This window comes from Caloranaerobacter ferrireducens (genome assembly GCF_001730685.1).
In the GTDB taxonomy this organism is placed as follows: domain Bacteria; phylum Bacillota; class Clostridia; order Tissierellales; family Thermohalobacteraceae; genus Caloranaerobacter; species Caloranaerobacter ferrireducens.
In genome coordinates this window covers 156,258-172,599 of the sequence record NZ_MDJR01000004.1, presented here as the reverse complement: position 1 = coordinate 172,599, position 16,342 = coordinate 156,258, and the positions used below count along the sequence as shown (strand labels likewise).

18 protein-coding genes, 1 tRNA gene and 1 riboswitch are annotated in these 16,342 nt (G+C 32.0%); of the genes, 16 read left to right on the top strand and 3 right to left on the bottom strand.

The annotated features are described in order from the left end of the window. Positions 1 to 99 precede the first annotated feature (99 nt). Complete coding sequence (locus tag BFN48_RS08085; protein WP_069650392.1) at positions 100 to 360, top strand: hypothetical protein; 261 nt, start codon at positions 100 to 102, stop codon at positions 358 to 360. A 20-nt stretch (positions 361 to 380) separates the two neighbouring features. On the opposite strand, the gene BFN48_RS08080 is transcribed toward BFN48_RS08085, so the two are convergent. From BFN48_RS08080 to BFN48_RS08070, 3 genes are all read right to left on the bottom strand, one after another. Next, complete coding sequence (locus tag BFN48_RS08080; RefSeq protein ID WP_069650391.1) at positions 381 to 3,200, bottom strand: phosphodiester glycosidase family protein; 2,820 nt, start codon at positions 3,198 to 3,200, stop codon at positions 381 to 383. Positions 3,201 to 3,232: 32 nt separating this feature from the next. Then, a complete protein-coding gene (locus BFN48_RS08075; protein ID WP_069650390.1) occupies positions 3,233 to 3,943 on the bottom strand; it encodes a tRNA 2-thiocytidine biosynthesis TtcA family protein in 711 nt (236 codons plus the stop codon). Between the two features lie 148 nt (positions 3,944 to 4,091). Continuing rightward, positions 4,092 to 4,168, bottom strand: a tRNA-Pro gene (locus BFN48_RS08070). A gap of 511 nt (positions 4,169 to 4,679) precedes the next feature. Between BFN48_RS08070 and BFN48_RS08065 the strand changes: the two genes are divergently transcribed. The 15 genes from BFN48_RS08065 (at position 4,680) to BFN48_RS07995 (ending at position 16,229) form a co-directional block, all read left to right on the top strand. Next, positions 4,680 to 5,153, top strand: coding sequence for a COG2426 family protein (locus BFN48_RS08065; RefSeq protein WP_069650389.1), 474 nt, complete (start codon positions 4,680 to 4,682; stop codon positions 5,151 to 5,153). Positions 5,154 to 5,426: 273 nt separating this feature from the next. After that, positions 5,427 to 5,533, top strand: a riboswitch (SAM riboswitch). Between the two features lie 364 nt (positions 5,534 to 5,897). Beyond that, positions 5,898 to 7,085, top strand: a complete 1,188-nt coding sequence (metK, locus tag BFN48_RS08060) for a methionine adenosyltransferase (protein ID WP_069650388.1) — start codon at positions 5,898 to 5,900, stop codon at positions 7,083 to 7,085. Between the two features lie 248 nt (positions 7,086 to 7,333). Continuing rightward, positions 7,334 to 8,257, top strand: coding sequence for an aspartate carbamoyltransferase (pyrB, locus tag BFN48_RS08055; protein WP_069650387.1), 924 nt, complete (start codon positions 7,334 to 7,336; stop codon positions 8,255 to 8,257). After that, positions 8,250 to 8,672, top strand: a complete 423-nt coding sequence (locus tag BFN48_RS08050; protein WP_069650386.1) for an aspartate carbamoyltransferase regulatory subunit — start codon at positions 8,250 to 8,252, stop codon at positions 8,670 to 8,672. Before pyrB ends, BFN48_RS08050 begins: the two co-directional genes overlap by 8 nt. Before the next feature lie 9 nt (positions 8,673 to 8,681). Further along, positions 8,682 to 9,845 carry a dihydroorotase gene (locus BFN48_RS08045; protein ID WP_069650385.1) on the top strand — a complete coding sequence of 388 codons (1,164 nt, stop codon included), beginning with the start codon at positions 8,682 to 8,684 and terminating at the stop codon, positions 9,843 to 9,845. Then, positions 9,832 to 10,689 (top strand): orotidine-5'-phosphate decarboxylase, encoded by an 858-nt coding sequence (gene pyrF / locus BFN48_RS08040; protein ID WP_069650384.1) that lies wholly within the window; start codon positions 9,832 to 9,834, stop codon positions 10,687 to 10,689. Before BFN48_RS08045 ends, pyrF begins: the two co-directional genes overlap by 14 nt. Beyond that, positions 10,677 to 11,384, top strand: coding sequence for a dihydroorotate dehydrogenase electron transfer subunit (locus BFN48_RS08035; RefSeq protein WP_069650383.1), 708 nt, complete (start codon positions 10,677 to 10,679; stop codon positions 11,382 to 11,384). The genes pyrF and BFN48_RS08035 overlap by 13 nt, the downstream gene beginning before the upstream one ends. Beyond that, positions 11,377 to 12,279 (top strand): dihydroorotate dehydrogenase, encoded by a 903-nt coding sequence (locus BFN48_RS08030; RefSeq protein ID WP_069650382.1) that lies wholly within the window; start codon positions 11,377 to 11,379, stop codon positions 12,277 to 12,279. Before BFN48_RS08035 ends, BFN48_RS08030 begins: the two co-directional genes overlap by 8 nt. A 197-nt stretch (positions 12,280 to 12,476) precedes the next feature. Then, positions 12,477 to 13,058: an orotate phosphoribosyltransferase gene (pyrE, locus tag BFN48_RS08025; RefSeq protein WP_069650381.1), complete on the top strand. Its 582-nt coding sequence runs from the start codon at positions 12,477 to 12,479 to the stop codon at positions 13,056 to 13,058. Positions 13,059 to 13,108: 50 nt separating this feature from the next. Then, positions 13,109 to 13,426 carry a hypothetical protein gene (locus BFN48_RS08020; RefSeq protein WP_069650380.1) on the top strand — a complete coding sequence of 106 codons (318 nt, stop codon included), beginning with the start codon at positions 13,109 to 13,111 and terminating at the stop codon, positions 13,424 to 13,426. A gap of 172 nt (positions 13,427 to 13,598) precedes the next feature. Then, the gene (locus BFN48_RS08015; protein ID WP_069650379.1) at positions 13,599 to 14,162 is read left to right on the top strand and encodes an RNA polymerase sigma factor; all 564 of its coding nucleotides are present in this window, start codon (positions 13,599 to 13,601) and stop codon (positions 14,160 to 14,162) included. A gap of 329 nt (positions 14,163 to 14,491) precedes the next feature. Next, entirely contained in the window at positions 14,492 to 14,719 is a 228-nt protein-coding gene (locus BFN48_RS08010; protein ID WP_069650378.1) for a DUF1659 domain-containing protein, read from the top strand. A gap of 41 nt (positions 14,720 to 14,760) precedes the next feature. After that, positions 14,761 to 14,982 carry a DUF2922 domain-containing protein gene (locus tag BFN48_RS08005; protein ID WP_069650377.1) on the top strand — a complete coding sequence of 74 codons (222 nt, stop codon included), beginning with the start codon at positions 14,761 to 14,763 and terminating at the stop codon, positions 14,980 to 14,982. 177 nt (positions 14,983 to 15,159) lie between these two features. Next, positions 15,160 to 15,306, top strand: coding sequence for a YvrJ family protein (locus BFN48_RS08000; protein WP_069650376.1), 147 nt, complete (start codon positions 15,160 to 15,162; stop codon positions 15,304 to 15,306). Positions 15,307 to 15,611: 305 nt separating this feature from the next. Continuing rightward, positions 15,612 to 16,229, top strand: a complete 618-nt coding sequence (locus BFN48_RS07995; protein WP_069650375.1) for a hypothetical protein — start codon at positions 15,612 to 15,614, stop codon at positions 16,227 to 16,229. The last annotated feature ends 113 nt before the right edge of the window (positions 16,230 to 16,342 follow it).

The following is a 16,342-nucleotide window of genomic DNA, read 5'->3' as shown; positions in this document are numbered from 1 at the left end:
AAGGGAGTATACCAAACAAAAAAAAGACTTATGTCAATAAATGTATAAAGTCGGTTTAGATGTATATAATATTACAAAGAAGGAAAAGGGGTGATTCATGTGGGTAAGAGGAAGCTTTACTATTCTGTATTTGCAGTTATACTAACAATATTGGTTGTTGCAATTATGTTAAGCTTAAGAGTTGATGTTGAAAATCCTGGCGTTTATGATGGGGTTGATGGAAAAGATGATTATGCAATGAAAGTCTATCATGCAGATGAAGGACAAAATCAAGCAAATGATTTGATTGGTAAAGATGACATAGAGCAAGGCCCAACTTGGATAAAGCGAACAATTTTAGACATACCTTCTACAAAATAAAGAGGGACGCATAAGTCCCTCTAATTCTTTTGTTGAAATAATGGCAATATCTCATAAGCTATTTTATTTCCATTTACCACAAATCTAACATATTTAATATTAAATACATTGTTTATATTTTCTAGATTTATATCTTCTACTTCGATATAGCGTATTCCATCTTTTAGCATTACATTTGTTCTATTGCTTCCTTGGATTACAAAAATGTTTTTACCTGAACTTCTATACTGAGTTAATATTTCATGAAATAATTCTGCTTCTAATTTGTCAGTAAATCCAGATTCTCCAAATACAGGCTTTGATAAAGAAATAATTATGTTATTTTCATTAGACTTTTTTAGTATTTCTTTTAGCCAAAGCCATTGGTTTGCATCTATTACTCTTAGACTATTTTCAGTATCATCAAGCTGTATAAATAACGTATTATTATTTCTAAAGTATGAATATCCGTTAGATGCTTCGGCAAAAGGTACTTTTATTCTATCTAGGATGACATTATTCATTTTACCTAGTAATATTCCTAATTGATTTTCATTTATTTTTTTTGCTATTTTGCTACCTATAAGATGTTTAATTAAAATATCTAGCTCATCAATACCTCTGGCAACTATGAAACTAAAGCCGCCTTCACTTATTTTTTCACTTTTTTGAAGATTATCTTCTATATAGGTTTCAGCAGGCAGAATCATAGTTTTATATGGGGTAGAATATAGAGCCTTTAGTCCATCTATTAGGATGTAGCCTTCATCTTTATTAAAAGGGTCGGTTTCAACAATATAAATTCTATCTAGAGTTATAGGATAAGTAACGTTATTTGGGATATCTGCTGTAATCCACTTCCAGCCTTTCCAGTCAATATTTTTTGCAAAATCAACATAGTAAGTTTTTCCTCTGCTGTCTATTATTTTACCTCTAAACCAGTGGTTACTTTTATTGCCATATAACCATAAGCCAAGTTTGGCAGGTTTATTTTCTAATTTAATGCCATTTTCTCCTAGAATTGCATATGCTGCTGTAGTTTTTTCTAAGTTTGTGAAGTCATAATTTAACTTAAGAGAAAATCTGCTTATTACATCTTTATTATCTAGTTCAATACTTCCTTTAACTTCTTGAGGATAGCTTAAGAAACTTAAGTTATTCAAATCTTCAAAGTCCTCTAATAAAACTTCATTGTAACCTACTGAAACTTCAATATTTTTGGCAGCATTCATAATTTTAGCAGTAATAGCACCAGAAGCTGGCTTTTTAGAGCTGTAAAATATTCCGTTTATGACTCTACCAATACTGCCATATGTCATCCAAGTAATATCTTTTGGATTTATTTTTGCTGTATAGCCTTCATCATTTTTTCCGTATATTTCAGTTAAATCTTTTTGACTATTTACATCTATATGGAACTTATCAAAGCCGAATTGTAGTTCTTTTACTTCGTCTAAAACATTTATTTCAATTTCAGCTTTTTTACCTCTATATTTAGCTATTACTTTGCCTTTTCCTGACTTCTTAGGAATTAAGGTGTTTTTATTAAATTTGCCTTGTATACCTGAAATATCAAATGTTACTCTATTAATATCTACATTAACAGGATTATGATATTTATCAAATCCTTTGATATAAAAATTTCTAGATGTATTAACAAATATGTTAGTATCATCAGTATATATTTTTATATAGCTTAAGCTTCTCTTCGGAGCATTACTAAATATACCTATCCCGTTTGATATTTTTCTTTCTTTACCATCTGATGGACGATTTACAACAATAGGATTTTCTTCGTATTGTGGGTTTAGTACCATGGTAGTAGAACCGCCACCATCTAGGTTAACTGCTTCATATGCTCCTAAATCTATCATAATTTCAGCTAAAGTATTTAGGTCTACGCCTTTGTATGAAACATCTCTACCATCAATTGTTACGAGAATAAGTTCATCTTTGTTTTTGTTAATTCCTAGTGCTGTTCTTGGGTGTTTACCTTTTATGTTTAATGTGAAATCTGCAATATTTCCATCTTTAACAATATAGGTTCCACTGCCTATAGCTGTTTTTATGTTTTCGTAGTTTGGCGTAGTATTTATTTCAAGCTTTACTTTTTTACCTACTTTGAAATTATTAAGGAGTATATCTTTAACTCTTCCACGCCCAGTTAATATGTAGCCGTTTTTTGGCATATCGATAGGAGGTTCATTAATTCTTATTTCTTTAACTGTATTTTTTTCAACTACAATTTCTATCATATCGTCAAAATAAGTATTTCCTATGGTTTTTAAGCTCCATTTTTTATCGTATAAAATGACTTCTTCATATTTGTCACTTGATTTGTTTATTGCAGAGAGGATAACAGGTTGTCCGTCTTCTGGAACTGCTTTGATCTCCCACTTCCAGAAGGATATAAAAGGATGATTATTTTTATCTATTGCAAATATAGGCAGTTTATCCCATTGATATGATGGAGATGAAATCATCTTTCCATTTGATATGACAACTCCTAAAGGAAAGGAATTTTTAGCTGTTGAGAAAAAATCACCATTGATACCTGCAACAGCTTGGGAAATCTTTATCATGTTAGATAGGGTTTCTCTTTTAGAGATTCCTTCTTCATTAAAAAGAACATCTAAGCTAGTGTATTTATCTTTTAAATTTACTCTTAAAACGTTTATATTCCACCAACCGTCAGAGGTAAATTTTTGAATGTGTTCATGTATGATACCACTTGAAATATTTTCTACAGTTTTTCTTTCGTGGATCAGTATTGGCTTGTCTGCAAAACTTAGAGACAAGCTCGAAAATATGATTATTCCACTAGTTATATATGAAACTACTTTTTTGAAAAGTCTATTCATAGTTATCCCCCTTTGAATTCAGTAACCAGTCACTAAAACCACAAATTTAACTGTTCTTTATTTTTGATAGCTGTAATAAGTCTGTCTCTTGCTTGAGGAATATCTTTATATACATTTTTCATAAGATGTTTTACATATTCTCTTTTGGTATTTCTATTTGCAGGACAAGGACTTTCTACAGTAGGTAGGTTATGTTTTTTAACAGCTCCTTTTATTTGATGTTCTGTAACATATATCATAGGTCTGATTACTGTAATATCTTTTCTGGACATATAAGTTTTAGGTGAAAAAGTATTTATTCTTCCTTCATAAAACATGCTTAAGAATAATGTTTCGATGGCATCGTCTGCATGATGTCCTAGAGCTAGTTTATTTAAACCTTTTTCTTTCATGAGGTCATGCAGGGCTCCTCTTCTCATTCTCGCACAAAGCGAACAAGGATTTTTTTCTTTTCTAATATCGAAAATAATTTTACCTATTTGGGTTTCTTTTATAGTATATGGGACATCAATTTCTTTTACGAATTCTTTTACTTTAGATAAATCAAAATCTTCAAAACCCAAAGTTAAAGTGATAGCTTCTAATTCATATTTTACTGGACTAAATCTTTGGAATATCTTTAATCCATATAATAGAGTCAAACTGTCTTTTCCGCCTGAAACTCCAACGGCAATTCTATCGCCATCTTCTATAAGGTTAAATTCTTCTACTGCTTTTCTTATTGCCCCTACTATTCTTCTCATGTAATCAATCCTTCCTCTTCTTGTGTGTAATGTTTGTATTAAATGGATTTGTTTGTAATACTTATTATATACTATTTAGCTAAGGTTTAGATTACAAAAGGATTACAAAACAAAAAAACAGCTGAGAATATTCTCAGCTGTTTTTTTCTGGTCGGGGTGGAGGGACTCGAACCCCCGGCCCCATGGTCCCAAACCACGTGCGCTACCAAACTGCGCCACACCCCGTTGACTTGTCACGAATGTTATTTTAAAACATATTGAGTTAACTTGCAATACTGTTAACAACCAATCAATTGAAATTACATTAGAAATTCTAATTAATTCTTAGTTTTTCTTTATAATTCATAGGAAATTATAATAAAATCTTATATAAAAAAATTAATGTTGATTTTATTGAAACTTTTTCTGGCATGCTTACATGCCAGAGTCGTTATAAACTTCGTTAAATTGTGGATAATTTTGAATATAATTTCCGTTTATGGATATAGGCAAAATCTTCCTAAATTTATTTAAATCCAAGATTTGGTTCTAATTCTTACCATTATGAAATAACCAATGTAGAATTGCGAAAAAATATTTCTATTTTTTTCTTCATACTATATAATTTATTATAGTGCTGTCTTTCGTTGTTCGCTGTTCGTCGTTCGAAACGCAAATTGCAAATGATGGATCGAAAACAAGAGGCGAAAAGCGAATAGCGAGCGACGAATAACCAATATAGAACGAGGTGATTTATATGTTAGTGCAAACTTTAAAAGTTTTAAAGGATGAACTCATTGTAATGCTTGTTGCTGCTGCACCTATTTTTGAATTAAGAGGAGCGATACCACTTGGAATAGCTATGGGTTTTACACCTGTACATAGTACAGTATTAAGTATTATAGGTAATTTAATACCCGTACCTTTTTTGCTTAAGTTATTGAAACCTTTATTTGATTATTTTGGAAGGACGAAGATGTTTGGTAAAATTGTAGACTGGATTAAGCAAAGGACTTTAAAAAGAAGTAAAAAAGTTGAGAAATATAGTGCTTTAGGGTTATTTCTTTTAGTAGCAATACCATTACCATCTACTGGTGCTTGGACTGGATGTGTAGCAGCGACTTTGTTTAATATAGATTTCAAATATTCTTTTCCAGCAATTGTGGCAGGTGTATTTACAGCCGGATTAATAGTTTTTATTTTAAGTAATCAAGTTGTTGGATTGATGTAGATAGTTAGGTACTAGGTACTAGATATAAAAAAGAAGACAGGGAACAGAGGACAGGGGACAGGAAAAAATGCGAAATAAATCGCTGTTCGCTATTCGTTTTTCGCTGTTCGTCAAATAAAGACAAGAAGCGAATGGCGAATGACGAATAGCCAATGACGAAAAATACTGACGACAGTTAGATTATAAACTTTATGAAAAATGAAGAAAAAACTGTTGACTTAGTTTGCAAGCTGTGATATTATACTTTGAGGACAATTTAATAAAAATCTTGATACCTTATCAAGAGTGGTGGAGGGAATGGGCCCTGTGAAACCCGGCAACCGGTAACTAAAGTTACACGGTGCTAAGTCCCACAGAATGTAGATTCTGAAAGATGAGGTTTAATTCAGAGTATTACCTCTTCCTTTTGGAAGGGGATTTTTTTAATTTTGGGTACTAGGTGCTGGGGCAGAGAAATGTAAAATTGAAAATTTTTTGTAGCGGAGAATTAATTCTCCGCTACTATGGAAGATACTCTGCTACAGATGACACGATATGTTGAAATTGGTCAATAGTCGATAGTCAATAGACTAATGACTACTAACTAATAACCATCACCTGTGAGTTGACAACTTATGATATAACATAAAAAAACTATAATTGCTAATAATAACCATGTAAACTCTATCTATATTTAATGTTGAATTTAATATTTAACATTTAAAATTTTAAATTTAAAATTCATATTGTATGGGAGGTATGAAGATGAGAAAATGGTTATTTACTTCAGAATCAGTTACTGAAGGACATCCTGATAAAATCTGTGACCAAATTTCAGATGCAGTGCTTGACGCTATATTAAAATGCGACCCAGAAGCAAGAGTAGCATGTGAAACATCAGTTACTACAGGACTAGTTTTAGTATCAGGAGAGATTACAACTAAGTGTTATGTAGATATACCAAAAATCGTAAGAAAGACTATTGAAGATATTGGTTACACTAGAGCTAAGTATGGTTTTGACTGCGATACTTGTGCAGTTTTAACTTCTATTGATGAGCAGTCTCCTGATATTGCTATGGGAGTTGATGAAGCATTAGAACACAGAGAAGAAGCAAAAGATGAACTTGACTTAATTGGTGCTGGAGACCAAGGTATAATGTTTGGTTTTGCTTGTAATGAAACACCAGAACTTATGCCACTTCCAATATCATTAGCACACAAATTAGCAAGAAGATTAGCAGAAGTTAGAAAGAATGGTACTCTAGATTACTTAAGACCAGATGGTAAAACTCAAGTTACAGTTGAATATCATGACGATAAACCTGTAAGAATAGATGCGATAGTTATTTCTACTCAACACAGTCCAGAGGTAGATTTAAAGACTATCGAAAGAGATTTAAGAGAACATGTAATAAGAAAAGTTATACCAAATGAATACTTAGATAATGAAACAAAATATTACATCAACCCAACTGGCAGATTCGTAATAGGTGGACCTCAAGGAGATGCTGGTTTAACAGGAAGAAAGATTATTGTTGATACTTATGGTGGATATGCTCGTCATGGTGGTGGAGCATTCTCAGGAAAGGATCCTACTAAAGTTGACAGATCAGCTGCATACGCTGCAAGATATGTTGCAAAAAATATAGTTGCTGCTGGATTAGCAGATAAATGTGAAGTTCAACTTGCATACGCTATAGGTGTTGCTCATCCAGTTTCAGTACTTGTAGATACATTTGGAACAGGAAAGATAGAAGAAAGCAAAATTGAAGAATTAGTTAAGAAACACTTTGACTTAAGACCTGCAGCTATCATAAGAGATTTAGACTTAAGAAGACCAATTTACAGACAAGTAGCTGCATACGGACATTTTGGAAGAACAGATATAGATTTACCATGGGAAAAGACAGACAAGGCTGAAATATTAAGAAAAGAAGGTTTAGGTGAATAATATTTAAAATATCCTTGACATATAATCTTGTTCATAGTAGAATAATTGAAAGACAAAGTATCTTTAACCTAGTCCAGAGAGGCTAGGAAGGTATTAAATAGTGGCGTTTGTGTGTGTATATATAGCACATGGCTTAATTGTCGTGTCTATATGACTATAAATGTGCTTATAACCTTCCTCGTCTCGATGAGGAAGGTTTTTGTTTTGCCTTTAATATAGTCCAGTGAGGCTAAAAAGGAGGAGATAAAATGTTAAAAGGAAGGCATTTAATTGAACCAAACGATTTTACTATTAAGGAGCTAGACGAAATATTTACTCTAGCAGAAGACATAATTAAAAAACCAGATGCTTATTCAGACATTTGTAGAGGGAAGTTATTGGCAACACTTTTCTATGAACCTTCTACAAGGACTAAATTTAGTTTTGAAGCAGCGATGTTGAGATTGGGTGGAAATGTAATCGGTTTTTCAGAAGCAAAATCAACTTCGGTAGCAAAGGGAGAAAGTATTGCAGATACCATTAGAACTATCGGATGTTATGCAGATATAGCTGTAATGAGACATCCTAAAGAAGGTGCTCCAAAGCTTGCTTCAAAATATTCCAATATTCCAGTTATAAATGCAGGTGATGGAGGACATCAGCATCCAACCCAGACTCTTACCGACCTTCTCACTATTAAACTTATCAAAAAAAGCATTTCTAATCATACAATAGGACTTTGTGGTGACTTGAAATTCGGTAGGACAGTTCATTCTCTTGTAAAAGCATTATCCAGATATCAAAATATAAAGTTTGTTTTTATATCCCCATCTGAGCTTAAAATTCCCCAATATATTAAGGATGAATTAAAAGGACATGAATATTATGAAACTTCTAGTCTGGAAGATGTAATAGACAAGCTGGATATACTGTATATGACTAGAGTTCAGCGAGAAAGATTTATTAGTGAAGAAGAATATTTAAGACTAAAAGATAGCTACATTCTTACATTAGAAAAATTAAAGAATGCAAAAAAAGACATGATAATAATGCATCCGCTTCCAAGAGTAAACGAGATAGCTATGGAAGTAGATAGTGACGAAAGAGCTGTATACTTTAAACAGGCTAGGTTTGGAATGTTTGTGAGAATGGCACTGATTATAAAATTATTGGGGGTTGAGATTTATGCTTAATATAGATGCGATAAAAAAAGGTATAGTAATAGACCATATAAAAGCTGGATGCGGATATAAGATATTTAAAGAATTAGGACTTCACAAAGCAGATTATACAGTAGCTTTAATTAAAAATGTACCATCTAATAAACTTGGAAAGAAGGATTTAATAAAGATAGAAAATGAAATAGATTTAGATTTAACAATTTTAGGATTAATAGACCCAGATATAACAATAAACATAATAGAAAATGAGAAGATAAAAGAGAAAATAAAATTAAGTTTACCGAAGACAGTAAAGGGAATACTAAAATGTAAGAATCCTAGATGTGTAACAACTATTGAAAAAATTGAAGACGTTGAGTTTACTTTGGTAGATGAAAAAACAAAGGAATACAAATGTGAATATTGTGATGCAAAAACTTCTCTGTAGGTGATAAAAATGAACATCGTTATAAAAAATGTAAAGATAGTTGATGCAAAAAGAGCTTTCCATGGTTCGGTATTAATAGAGGATGGGCTTATTAAAAAAATATTTAAGGCAGACGAAGATGTAAATATATCAAAGGACACTGAAATAATAGAGGGTAAAGGTCTTATACTTTTACCCTCATTTGTAGATATGCACTGTCATTTAAGAGATCCAGGTTATCTATATAAGGAAGATTTAGAAAGTGGACAGAAAGCAGCGTTAAAGGGTGGATATACTACACTTTGTACTATGGCAAATACAAAGCCCATTTGTGATAATACAGCAGTCTTAGAGTATATACTCGATAAGAGCAGAAAATTAAATTTATGTGATATTATACAGATTTCTGCATTAACTAAAAATCTAGAAGGAAAAGAATTTGTTGATTTTAAAGAGATGTTAAAATATACAAGATTGTTTTCAGATGATGGAAATACTATTTTTAACGAAGAAGTAATGAAAAAGGCGTTAATACTTTCAAATAAGCTAAAATTTAGAGTACTGACTCATTGTCAGCCGGAATTTGAGATTGTAAAAAGAGATTTAGGTCTTTTAAAGGAAGTAGGAGGAAATCTTCATGTATGCCATATAAGTCTTAAAAAGACCTTAAGTTTAATTAAAGAATTTAAGGATGCAAATCTCAAATTTACCTGTGAAGTAACTCCACATCATATATTTGGATACGAGGTAGATTATAGGGTAAATCCTAGCTTTAGGAAAAAAGAAGATGTAATTGCATTAATAGAAGGTATAAAACAGGGGTATATAGATGTCATTGGTACAGACCATGCACCTCATAGTTTGGAGGATAAACAAAATGGAGCTCCTGGAATTTCTTTAATAGAAGTGGCGTTTTCTATGGTGTATAAGGTGTTTCATGAAAATGGTATTTCACTAAACAAACTATCTGAGCTTATGTCTTACAATCCTGCTAGAATATTAAACCTAAACTGTGGACTTATAGAGGAAGGTTATGAGGCAAATTTAGTATTAGTAGATTTAGACGAAGAATACCAAATAGATACAGATAACTTTATATCTAAGGGTAAAAATAATCCATTTAATGGAGAGAAAGTTTTAGGAAAGGTGAAGATGACTTTTAAGAGAGGGAGCGTTAAGTATGATAATAGATAAGCTGTATGAAGAGGTTTTGAAAAATGGGCCGGTTTGTGTTGGATTAGATACTAGATTGGAATATTTACCTGAATATTTACTAAACAGTACTAAAACGCTTGAAGAAAAAATTTTTGAATTTAATAGAAAGATAATAGATGCTACCTATGATTTAGTGGCATGCTATAAGGTGCAGATTGCATGCTATGAGGCTTTTGGTATTGAAGGGTTAAAGGCATATAGTAGGACACTTCAGTTTATAAGAGAAAAGGGAAAAGTAGTAATAGCGGATATTAAGAGGGGAGATATACTATCTACTGCTGAAATGTATGCCAAAGCACATTTTGAAGGGGATTTTGAAGCTGATTTCATTACAGTGAACCCATATATGGGGTTAGATGCAATAAGTCCATATTTTAAGTACCTTAGTACAGGTGAAAAAGGACTTTTTGTACTGATAAGGACTTCTAATAAAAGCTCGAAGGATTTTCAAGAGCTAGAGGTAAACGCTAAGCCTCTTTACTTGAAGGTAGCTGAAAATGTGCAGAAATGGGGAGAAAGTTTTGTTGGAAAGAGCGGTTTTAGTTTGATAGGTGGAGTTGTAGGGCTTACTTTTCCTAAGGAGTTTTTAAAGATAAAAGATGTGTGCGGTAATATGTTTTTCTTGATACCTGGCTATGGAGCGCAGGGAGGTACAGGAGAAGATTTAAAAGAAATTTTTAGAGAAAAGATGTGCGGAGTAGTAAATTCATCAAGAGGAATAATTAAAGCCCATAAAGGCATTGATGAAGGACAGAGCTTTAATGAACTTGCAAGAAAACAGGTTATAAAGATGAAGGAGGATATTTTAAGGTGGCAAGAGTAATTTCGAATGAATGCATTCGGCAGGACATATTTGTTTTAAGAGTAGAAGGAAAATTTGAAGGTAAAATGGGTCAGTTCTACATGGTAAGAGCATGGGGCAAATTTCCTGTACTTTCGAGACCTTTAAGTATTCATGATATAGGTGAAGATTATATTGAGTTTCTATATAGAGTGCAAGGACAGGGGACTAGTATTTTGAGTAAGTTAAAACCATCAGATGAAATAAGCTTAGAAGGTCCTTATGGCAACGGGTTTCCTTTAGTTAAAGGTAAAATAGCACTAGTTGGTGGAGGAATAGGTATAGCTCCATTATATTTAACAGCAAAGCAGTTAAGTGAAAACGAAGATGTAGACTTGCTTGATATATACATGGGTTTTAGAAATGAGGCTATCTTAAAGGAAAAGTACGAGGAATTCGCAGACAATATCTATATTAATGTGGATGGATTTATAACTGATGAAATAGATTTTAAAAAATATGACTATATATTTACTTGTGGACCTGAAATTATGATGAAAAAGATTGTTGATATGGCGAAAGAGTATCATACTAAAGTGTATGTTTCAATCGAAAAGAGGATGGCATGTGGAGTTGGAGCATGTTTAGTATGTACTTGTAAGACTAAATCAGGGAATAAGAGAACTTGTAAGGACGGACCTGTTTTTCTTGGAGAGGACGTGGTATTTGATGTGTAATCTTAAAGTTAAATTTAAAGAGGTTGAGTTTAAAAATCCTATAATAATGGCTTCTGGAACTTTTGGTTTTGGTAGGGAATATGGTGAAATTTATGATATAGAAAAGTTAGGCGGAATATGTACTAAAGGATTGACTTTAAATAAAAGGGAAGGGAATGACGGAATAAGAATTTGGGAGACTCCTTCAGGAATTATGAATAGCGTTGGACTTCAAAACCCTGGAGTGATGGGATTTATTGAAAGTGAACTAGATTTTTTGAGAAAACTAGATTTAGTTACTATAGTGAATATTGGTGGTAAATCGTTAGATGAATATATTGAAGCTGTTTCAATAGTTTCTAAGGAAGATGTGGATATAATTGAACTAAACATATCATGTCCAAACGTTAAGGAAGGCGGAATGGCTTTTGGAATAAAAGAAGAAAGTGCAAGAAAGATTGTAAGAGAGATTAGAAGTATTACTAGATTGCCTCTAGTAGTAAAGCTTTCTCCAAATGCAGAGGATATTGTAAAGATAGCTAAAGTATGTGAAGAAGAAGGAGCAGATGGAATATCGCTTGTTAATACATTTAAGGCAATGGCTATAGATATAAGAAAGAGAAAGCCTATGTTTAAGAATGTTTATGCTGGACTTTCTGGACCTGCAATAAAACCTATAGCTTTAAGAATGGTGCATGAGGTTTGTAAAAATGTATCAATACCTGTTATGGGTATGGGCGGAATTACAGACTGGAAAGATGCAATAGAGTTTATTATGGCTGGTGCTACGTGTATACAAATTGGAACGGCAAATTTCATGAATCCAAAAGCAGGTATAGAAATACTTGAAGGAATTGAGCGATTTATGAAAGAAGAAGGAATAAAGTCTATAGAGGAGATAAGGGGGATAATTTAGGTGCTGGGTACTAGGTACTGGGGAAAATTTAAAATTGAAAATGTAAAATTGGGAATCAAGGCGATCAGCTAACGTCTAACAGCTATCGGTTAAATTAAAGGCTGATAGCTGTCGGCTGTTGGCTTTTAGACAATCGAATAGCTGAAATCGAATATCGAATGGCGAATTTCGAATAGCGAGAAAAGGGAGGCTTATGTATGGAAGAGAAAAGAGTACTTGAGATTTTGAAAGAGTGTGATGCGTTATTAGAAGGACATTTCTTGTTATCATCAGGTAAACATAGTAATAAATATGTTCAATGTGCCAAAGTTTTAAGATATCCGAACTTTGCTGAAAAGGTTTTGAAAGTAGTAGTAGATAAAGTGAAGGACTTGGAGATAGATAAAGTTGTAGGACCTGCAATGGGTGGAGTAATAGTTTCATACGAAATAGGCAGACAGTTAGGTAAAGAAGCGATTTTTACAGAAAGAAAAGATGGTGTAATGCAGCTAAGAAGAGGTTTTGAGATAAATAAAGGAGATAAAATATTGATAACAGAAGATGTTGTAACTACCGGAAAATCTAGCTTGGAAGTAAAAAAAATAATTGAAGAATTCGGTGGAGAAGTTATTGGAATAGCTTGTATAGTAGACAGGAGAGGGAATAATGTAGATCTAGGACTGCCTATCTTTAGTGCAGTAAAGTTAGATATAGAAACTTATGATAAACAAGAATGCCCTCTTTGCAAAAAGGGCTTACCTATTGAAAAACCTGGGAGCAGAGAAAAAGTAACGTTATAAGTTTAAATTCATATCATAATAATATACCCCATAAAAAGAGGGTGATTATTATGATAATACTTTTATTTACTATAATAGTATACGTATTTTTTGTTTATGGAGTAGTTGTATTTATAAAGAACTTATATGTAGATTATGTGTGTAGATATGTGGATAAGAGAGATACAACTATCAAGGTGCTTGTGGAAAGTGAAGATGACGTAGGATACTTATTAGATACTTTAAAGGATGATTTTGACCGTATTATATTTGTGTTAAAAGAAGAAAACGATAAAATAATAAAAGCAATAGAAGTAATTTCGAAAGACTATAATGTAGATTATGAAATATTGGTTAATATTGAGGATGAAGAGGAAGTCACAGATTGACTTTCTCTTTTTCTTTTTTGTCGAACTACGAATGACGAATAGCGAACAGCGAATTTAGTTCAATTCACTCAATGAAAAAGAACTAGTCATAAATTTTAAAATAAGCAGCATCAAGATACTATATACTTGCCGGTAATAAAGAAGGGGCGCCCCTCTAATTTGGAGGGAGCTTATGTATAATGAAATAAATAAATTGCTTGATGCTGCTCAAAATGGAGATATAGCAGCGAAGGAAATACTACTATTTAAACTAAAGCCAATAGTGTTATCTTCTATCACAAGATATTTTAACAAGGTAGATTTATATGAGGATTTAATTCAAGAGGGATACGAAATAATCTTAAGAGCTTTAAAAGATTATGATAAGGATAAAGGGGTTCATCTTTTAGGGTATGTAAAGGCAATGTTGAAGTTTCATTATTTAAATAATAGCAGGAAGAATAAAGAGTATATTTCATTAAATCAAATGATAAGTTCAAGAGATGACAGTTTAGAGCTTATTGATTGTATTGCTGATGAAAACTTATTGCAAGATGAAATGGTTATAAAAAATGAAGAAATATTAGAATTGGCAAGAGCATTAGATAAGCTTACTGAAAGACAAAGAGATGTAATTACTATGTATTATATTCAAAATATTTCTTTAAAGGAGATAAGTAAGAAATTAAATATAAGCTATAGAACTGCTGTAAATATCAAAACCTCTGCAATAAAGAAATTAAGAAAATTATTGTAATTTTGAGTTTATTGATAGAACTTTTCTAGATATTTATGAAAAATAAGACTCATGCGTAATAATTTAGAGAAAACTTTAGATTCAAATTTTTTGAAAATCCTAACGCTCCCAATGAGTCGTCCTGACTCTGGGAAGCTGGCTTAGCGTCCATGCTAAGCCTACGGATTTTCTAAAAAATTTTCACCTAGTTTTCTAACTAAATTATTACAAGCATTCGCGTATATTTTTCATAAATAAATAGTTTATTAATAGGTAAATGAATAAGTGAAAAAATTTATAGTAATTTTTTAGCCTTTCTTCTATATAAGGAGTAGAAGGGAGGTGAGAGGATGGCTGTAAATACAGTAAGTCAAGATTCAAAAATTAAACTAAATTTAGATGGTGGAGTAGACCAGAATGGAAAGCAGATAGTAAAATCCAAAACTTATTCTAAGGTTAAAGCTACTGCGTCAAATGAAGATGTTTACTCAGTAGCTATAGCTTTAACAGGTCTACAGAAGCTGCCTGTAGTATCTATAAGGAGAATTGACGAAGTTGAGTTAGTAGAAAGTATTTAGGGCATTTAAATTACTTAAATTAGTGTAAAGGAGGTGTGAGGATGGCGAACAGCAGATTAGAGATGGTTTTCAAAAATCAGTTAGATAAAAAAACAACTATTTCTATTGATAATCCAAGAGATGATTTAACAGAAGCAGAGGTATCTGCTGCTATGAATGAGATAATACTTAAAAACATTTTTAATTCTTCAGGAGGAGACCTTGTAGCTATAGCAGGTGCTAGAATAGTTACTACAGATGTTCAAGAGCTAAATTTAGCATAGAAATGAAAAGCTGAGTGTGCAGTTGCCGCTCAGCTTTACTTTTAATTTTACATTTTCAATTTTAAATTTTAAGCTAGTACCTAGCACCTAGTACCTATTATCCTATTCTCTGTTCTCTAATTCTAATATCTAGTACCAAGTACCCAGTACCTAGTACCTAAGATAAGGAGGTGTAATATGGAAGATTTGTATGCTCAAATTGCTAATCTTGGTTTTCCAATAGCAGTTTCCATATATCTATTAGTTAGAATAGAAGGTAAACTGGATAGATTAACCGAGAGTATAAATGAGCTCGCAAAAGCCATAATTGCAATTAAATCTTAAAGCAATGCTACCGTCTTTTGCTTATCGCTACTCGCTATTCGCTTCTTACTTTTATTTGACGAATAGCAAGTAGCGATTTATTTTCAAATTCCTCCAGCACCTAATACCTAGTACCCAGTACCTATCATCATACCACTTATTTCCTACCTTCTGTTTTCGGCATAATATGGCAAACAAAACGTTTCCTTGCCGCTAATAGCGAATAACGAACGGCGAATAGCAAATGACGAAATGGCTTTGCCATTTTATAGCTTGACACGAACATATGTTCGATATATAATTTTGATATGAAAGGGGTGGGAAAAATGGTTAATGTTGAAAAATTATTAAATGATGAAATTATGGCTATAATTCCTATATATATTGATATGTACGGGAATTGTACTAAGGTAATAACCTTGAAAACACAAGAAAATTATATCTTTAAGAGTATAAAGACTGTGCTTAAAAATATAGCTAAATTTTACACTCTTGATTTGATGGCTTCAAGAGAATTCTATGGTAAAATTATAGGAATTTCTAACATAGTTCCTATTCCATTCGATAGTGAAAATATTTTTATACCATTAAAGGTTAGAAAGCCTATATTTAAAAATGATGGTTCGTTTGGATATTTTAATTTGAAGTTTATTAACGATATAAAAGAAGAGAAGAATGGGGTATATATAATACTCGAAGGAAATATTAAAGTAAGAATTAATCAAACTTTAAAGACAGCCTATAAGCATGTAAGACATGGTGAAATAGTAAAAAGAGTATATGATAGAAAAACATATGGTTTAATTAAAGAAAATAGTCACGATTTTTATAGCGCATATAATAAACCAGCTACTAAAGGAGATATAGCTTTTTTGGTGAATCAGTTGATGGATATTTTAAGAAAGCTAGTAGAGTATAAGATACAGGGAACGAAAGGAATTTAATATTTAAAATTGAAAATGTAAAATTAAAAGCCAATAGTTTGTAGATTTTGTAATTAACAATTGACAATGGACAATTGACAATTCAAATGTCGACTGTTCAAAATTGAACATCG

What these genes read in the sequence shown, in the direction of transcription:
- BFN48_RS07995 (WP_069650375.1), top strand. Translation starts at nt 15,612, where the DNA reads ATGGTTAATGTTGAAAAATTATTAAATGATGAAATTATGGCTATAATT.
- BFN48_RS08000 (WP_069650376.1), top strand. Translation starts at nt 15,160, where the DNA reads ATGGAAGATTTGTATGCTCAAATTGCTAATCTTGGTTTTCCAATAGCA.
- BFN48_RS08030 (WP_069650382.1), top strand. Translation starts at nt 11,377, where the DNA reads ATGTGTAATCTTAAAGTTAAATTTAAAGAGGTTGAGTTTAAAAATCCT.
- BFN48_RS08015 (WP_069650379.1), top strand. Translation starts at nt 13,599, where the DNA reads ATGTATAATGAAATAAATAAATTGCTTGATGCTGCTCAAAATGGAGAT.
- BFN48_RS08050 (WP_069650386.1), top strand. Translation starts at nt 8,250, where the DNA reads ATGCTTAATATAGATGCGATAAAAAAAGGTATAGTAATAGACCATATA.
- BFN48_RS08080 (WP_069650391.1), bottom strand. Translation starts at nt 3,200, where the DNA reads ATGAATAGACTTTTCAAAAAAGTAGTTTCATATATAACTAGTGGAATA.
- BFN48_RS08045 (WP_069650385.1), top strand. Translation starts at nt 8,682, where the DNA reads ATGAACATCGTTATAAAAAATGTAAAGATAGTTGATGCAAAAAGAGCT.
- BFN48_RS08065 (WP_069650389.1), top strand. Translation starts at nt 4,680, where the DNA reads ATGTTAGTGCAAACTTTAAAAGTTTTAAAGGATGAACTCATTGTAATG.
- pyrE (WP_069650381.1), top strand. Translation starts at nt 12,477, where the DNA reads ATGGAAGAGAAAAGAGTACTTGAGATTTTGAAAGAGTGTGATGCGTTA.
- metK (WP_069650388.1), top strand. Translation starts at nt 5,898, where the DNA reads ATGAGAAAATGGTTATTTACTTCAGAATCAGTTACTGAAGGACATCCT.
- BFN48_RS08010 (WP_069650378.1), top strand. Translation starts at nt 14,492, where the DNA reads ATGGCTGTAAATACAGTAAGTCAAGATTCAAAAATTAAACTAAATTTA.
- pyrB (WP_069650387.1), top strand. Translation starts at nt 7,334, where the DNA reads ATGTTAAAAGGAAGGCATTTAATTGAACCAAACGATTTTACTATTAAG.
- BFN48_RS08005 (WP_069650377.1), top strand. Translation starts at nt 14,761, where the DNA reads ATGGCGAACAGCAGATTAGAGATGGTTTTCAAAAATCAGTTAGATAAA.
- BFN48_RS08020 (WP_069650380.1), top strand. Translation starts at nt 13,109, where the DNA reads ATGATAATACTTTTATTTACTATAATAGTATACGTATTTTTTGTTTAT.
- pyrF (WP_069650384.1), top strand. Translation starts at nt 9,832, where the DNA reads ATGATAATAGATAAGCTGTATGAAGAGGTTTTGAAAAATGGGCCGGTT.
- BFN48_RS08075 (WP_069650390.1), bottom strand. Translation starts at nt 3,943, where the DNA reads ATGAGAAGAATAGTAGGGGCAATAAGAAAAGCAGTAGAAGAATTTAAC.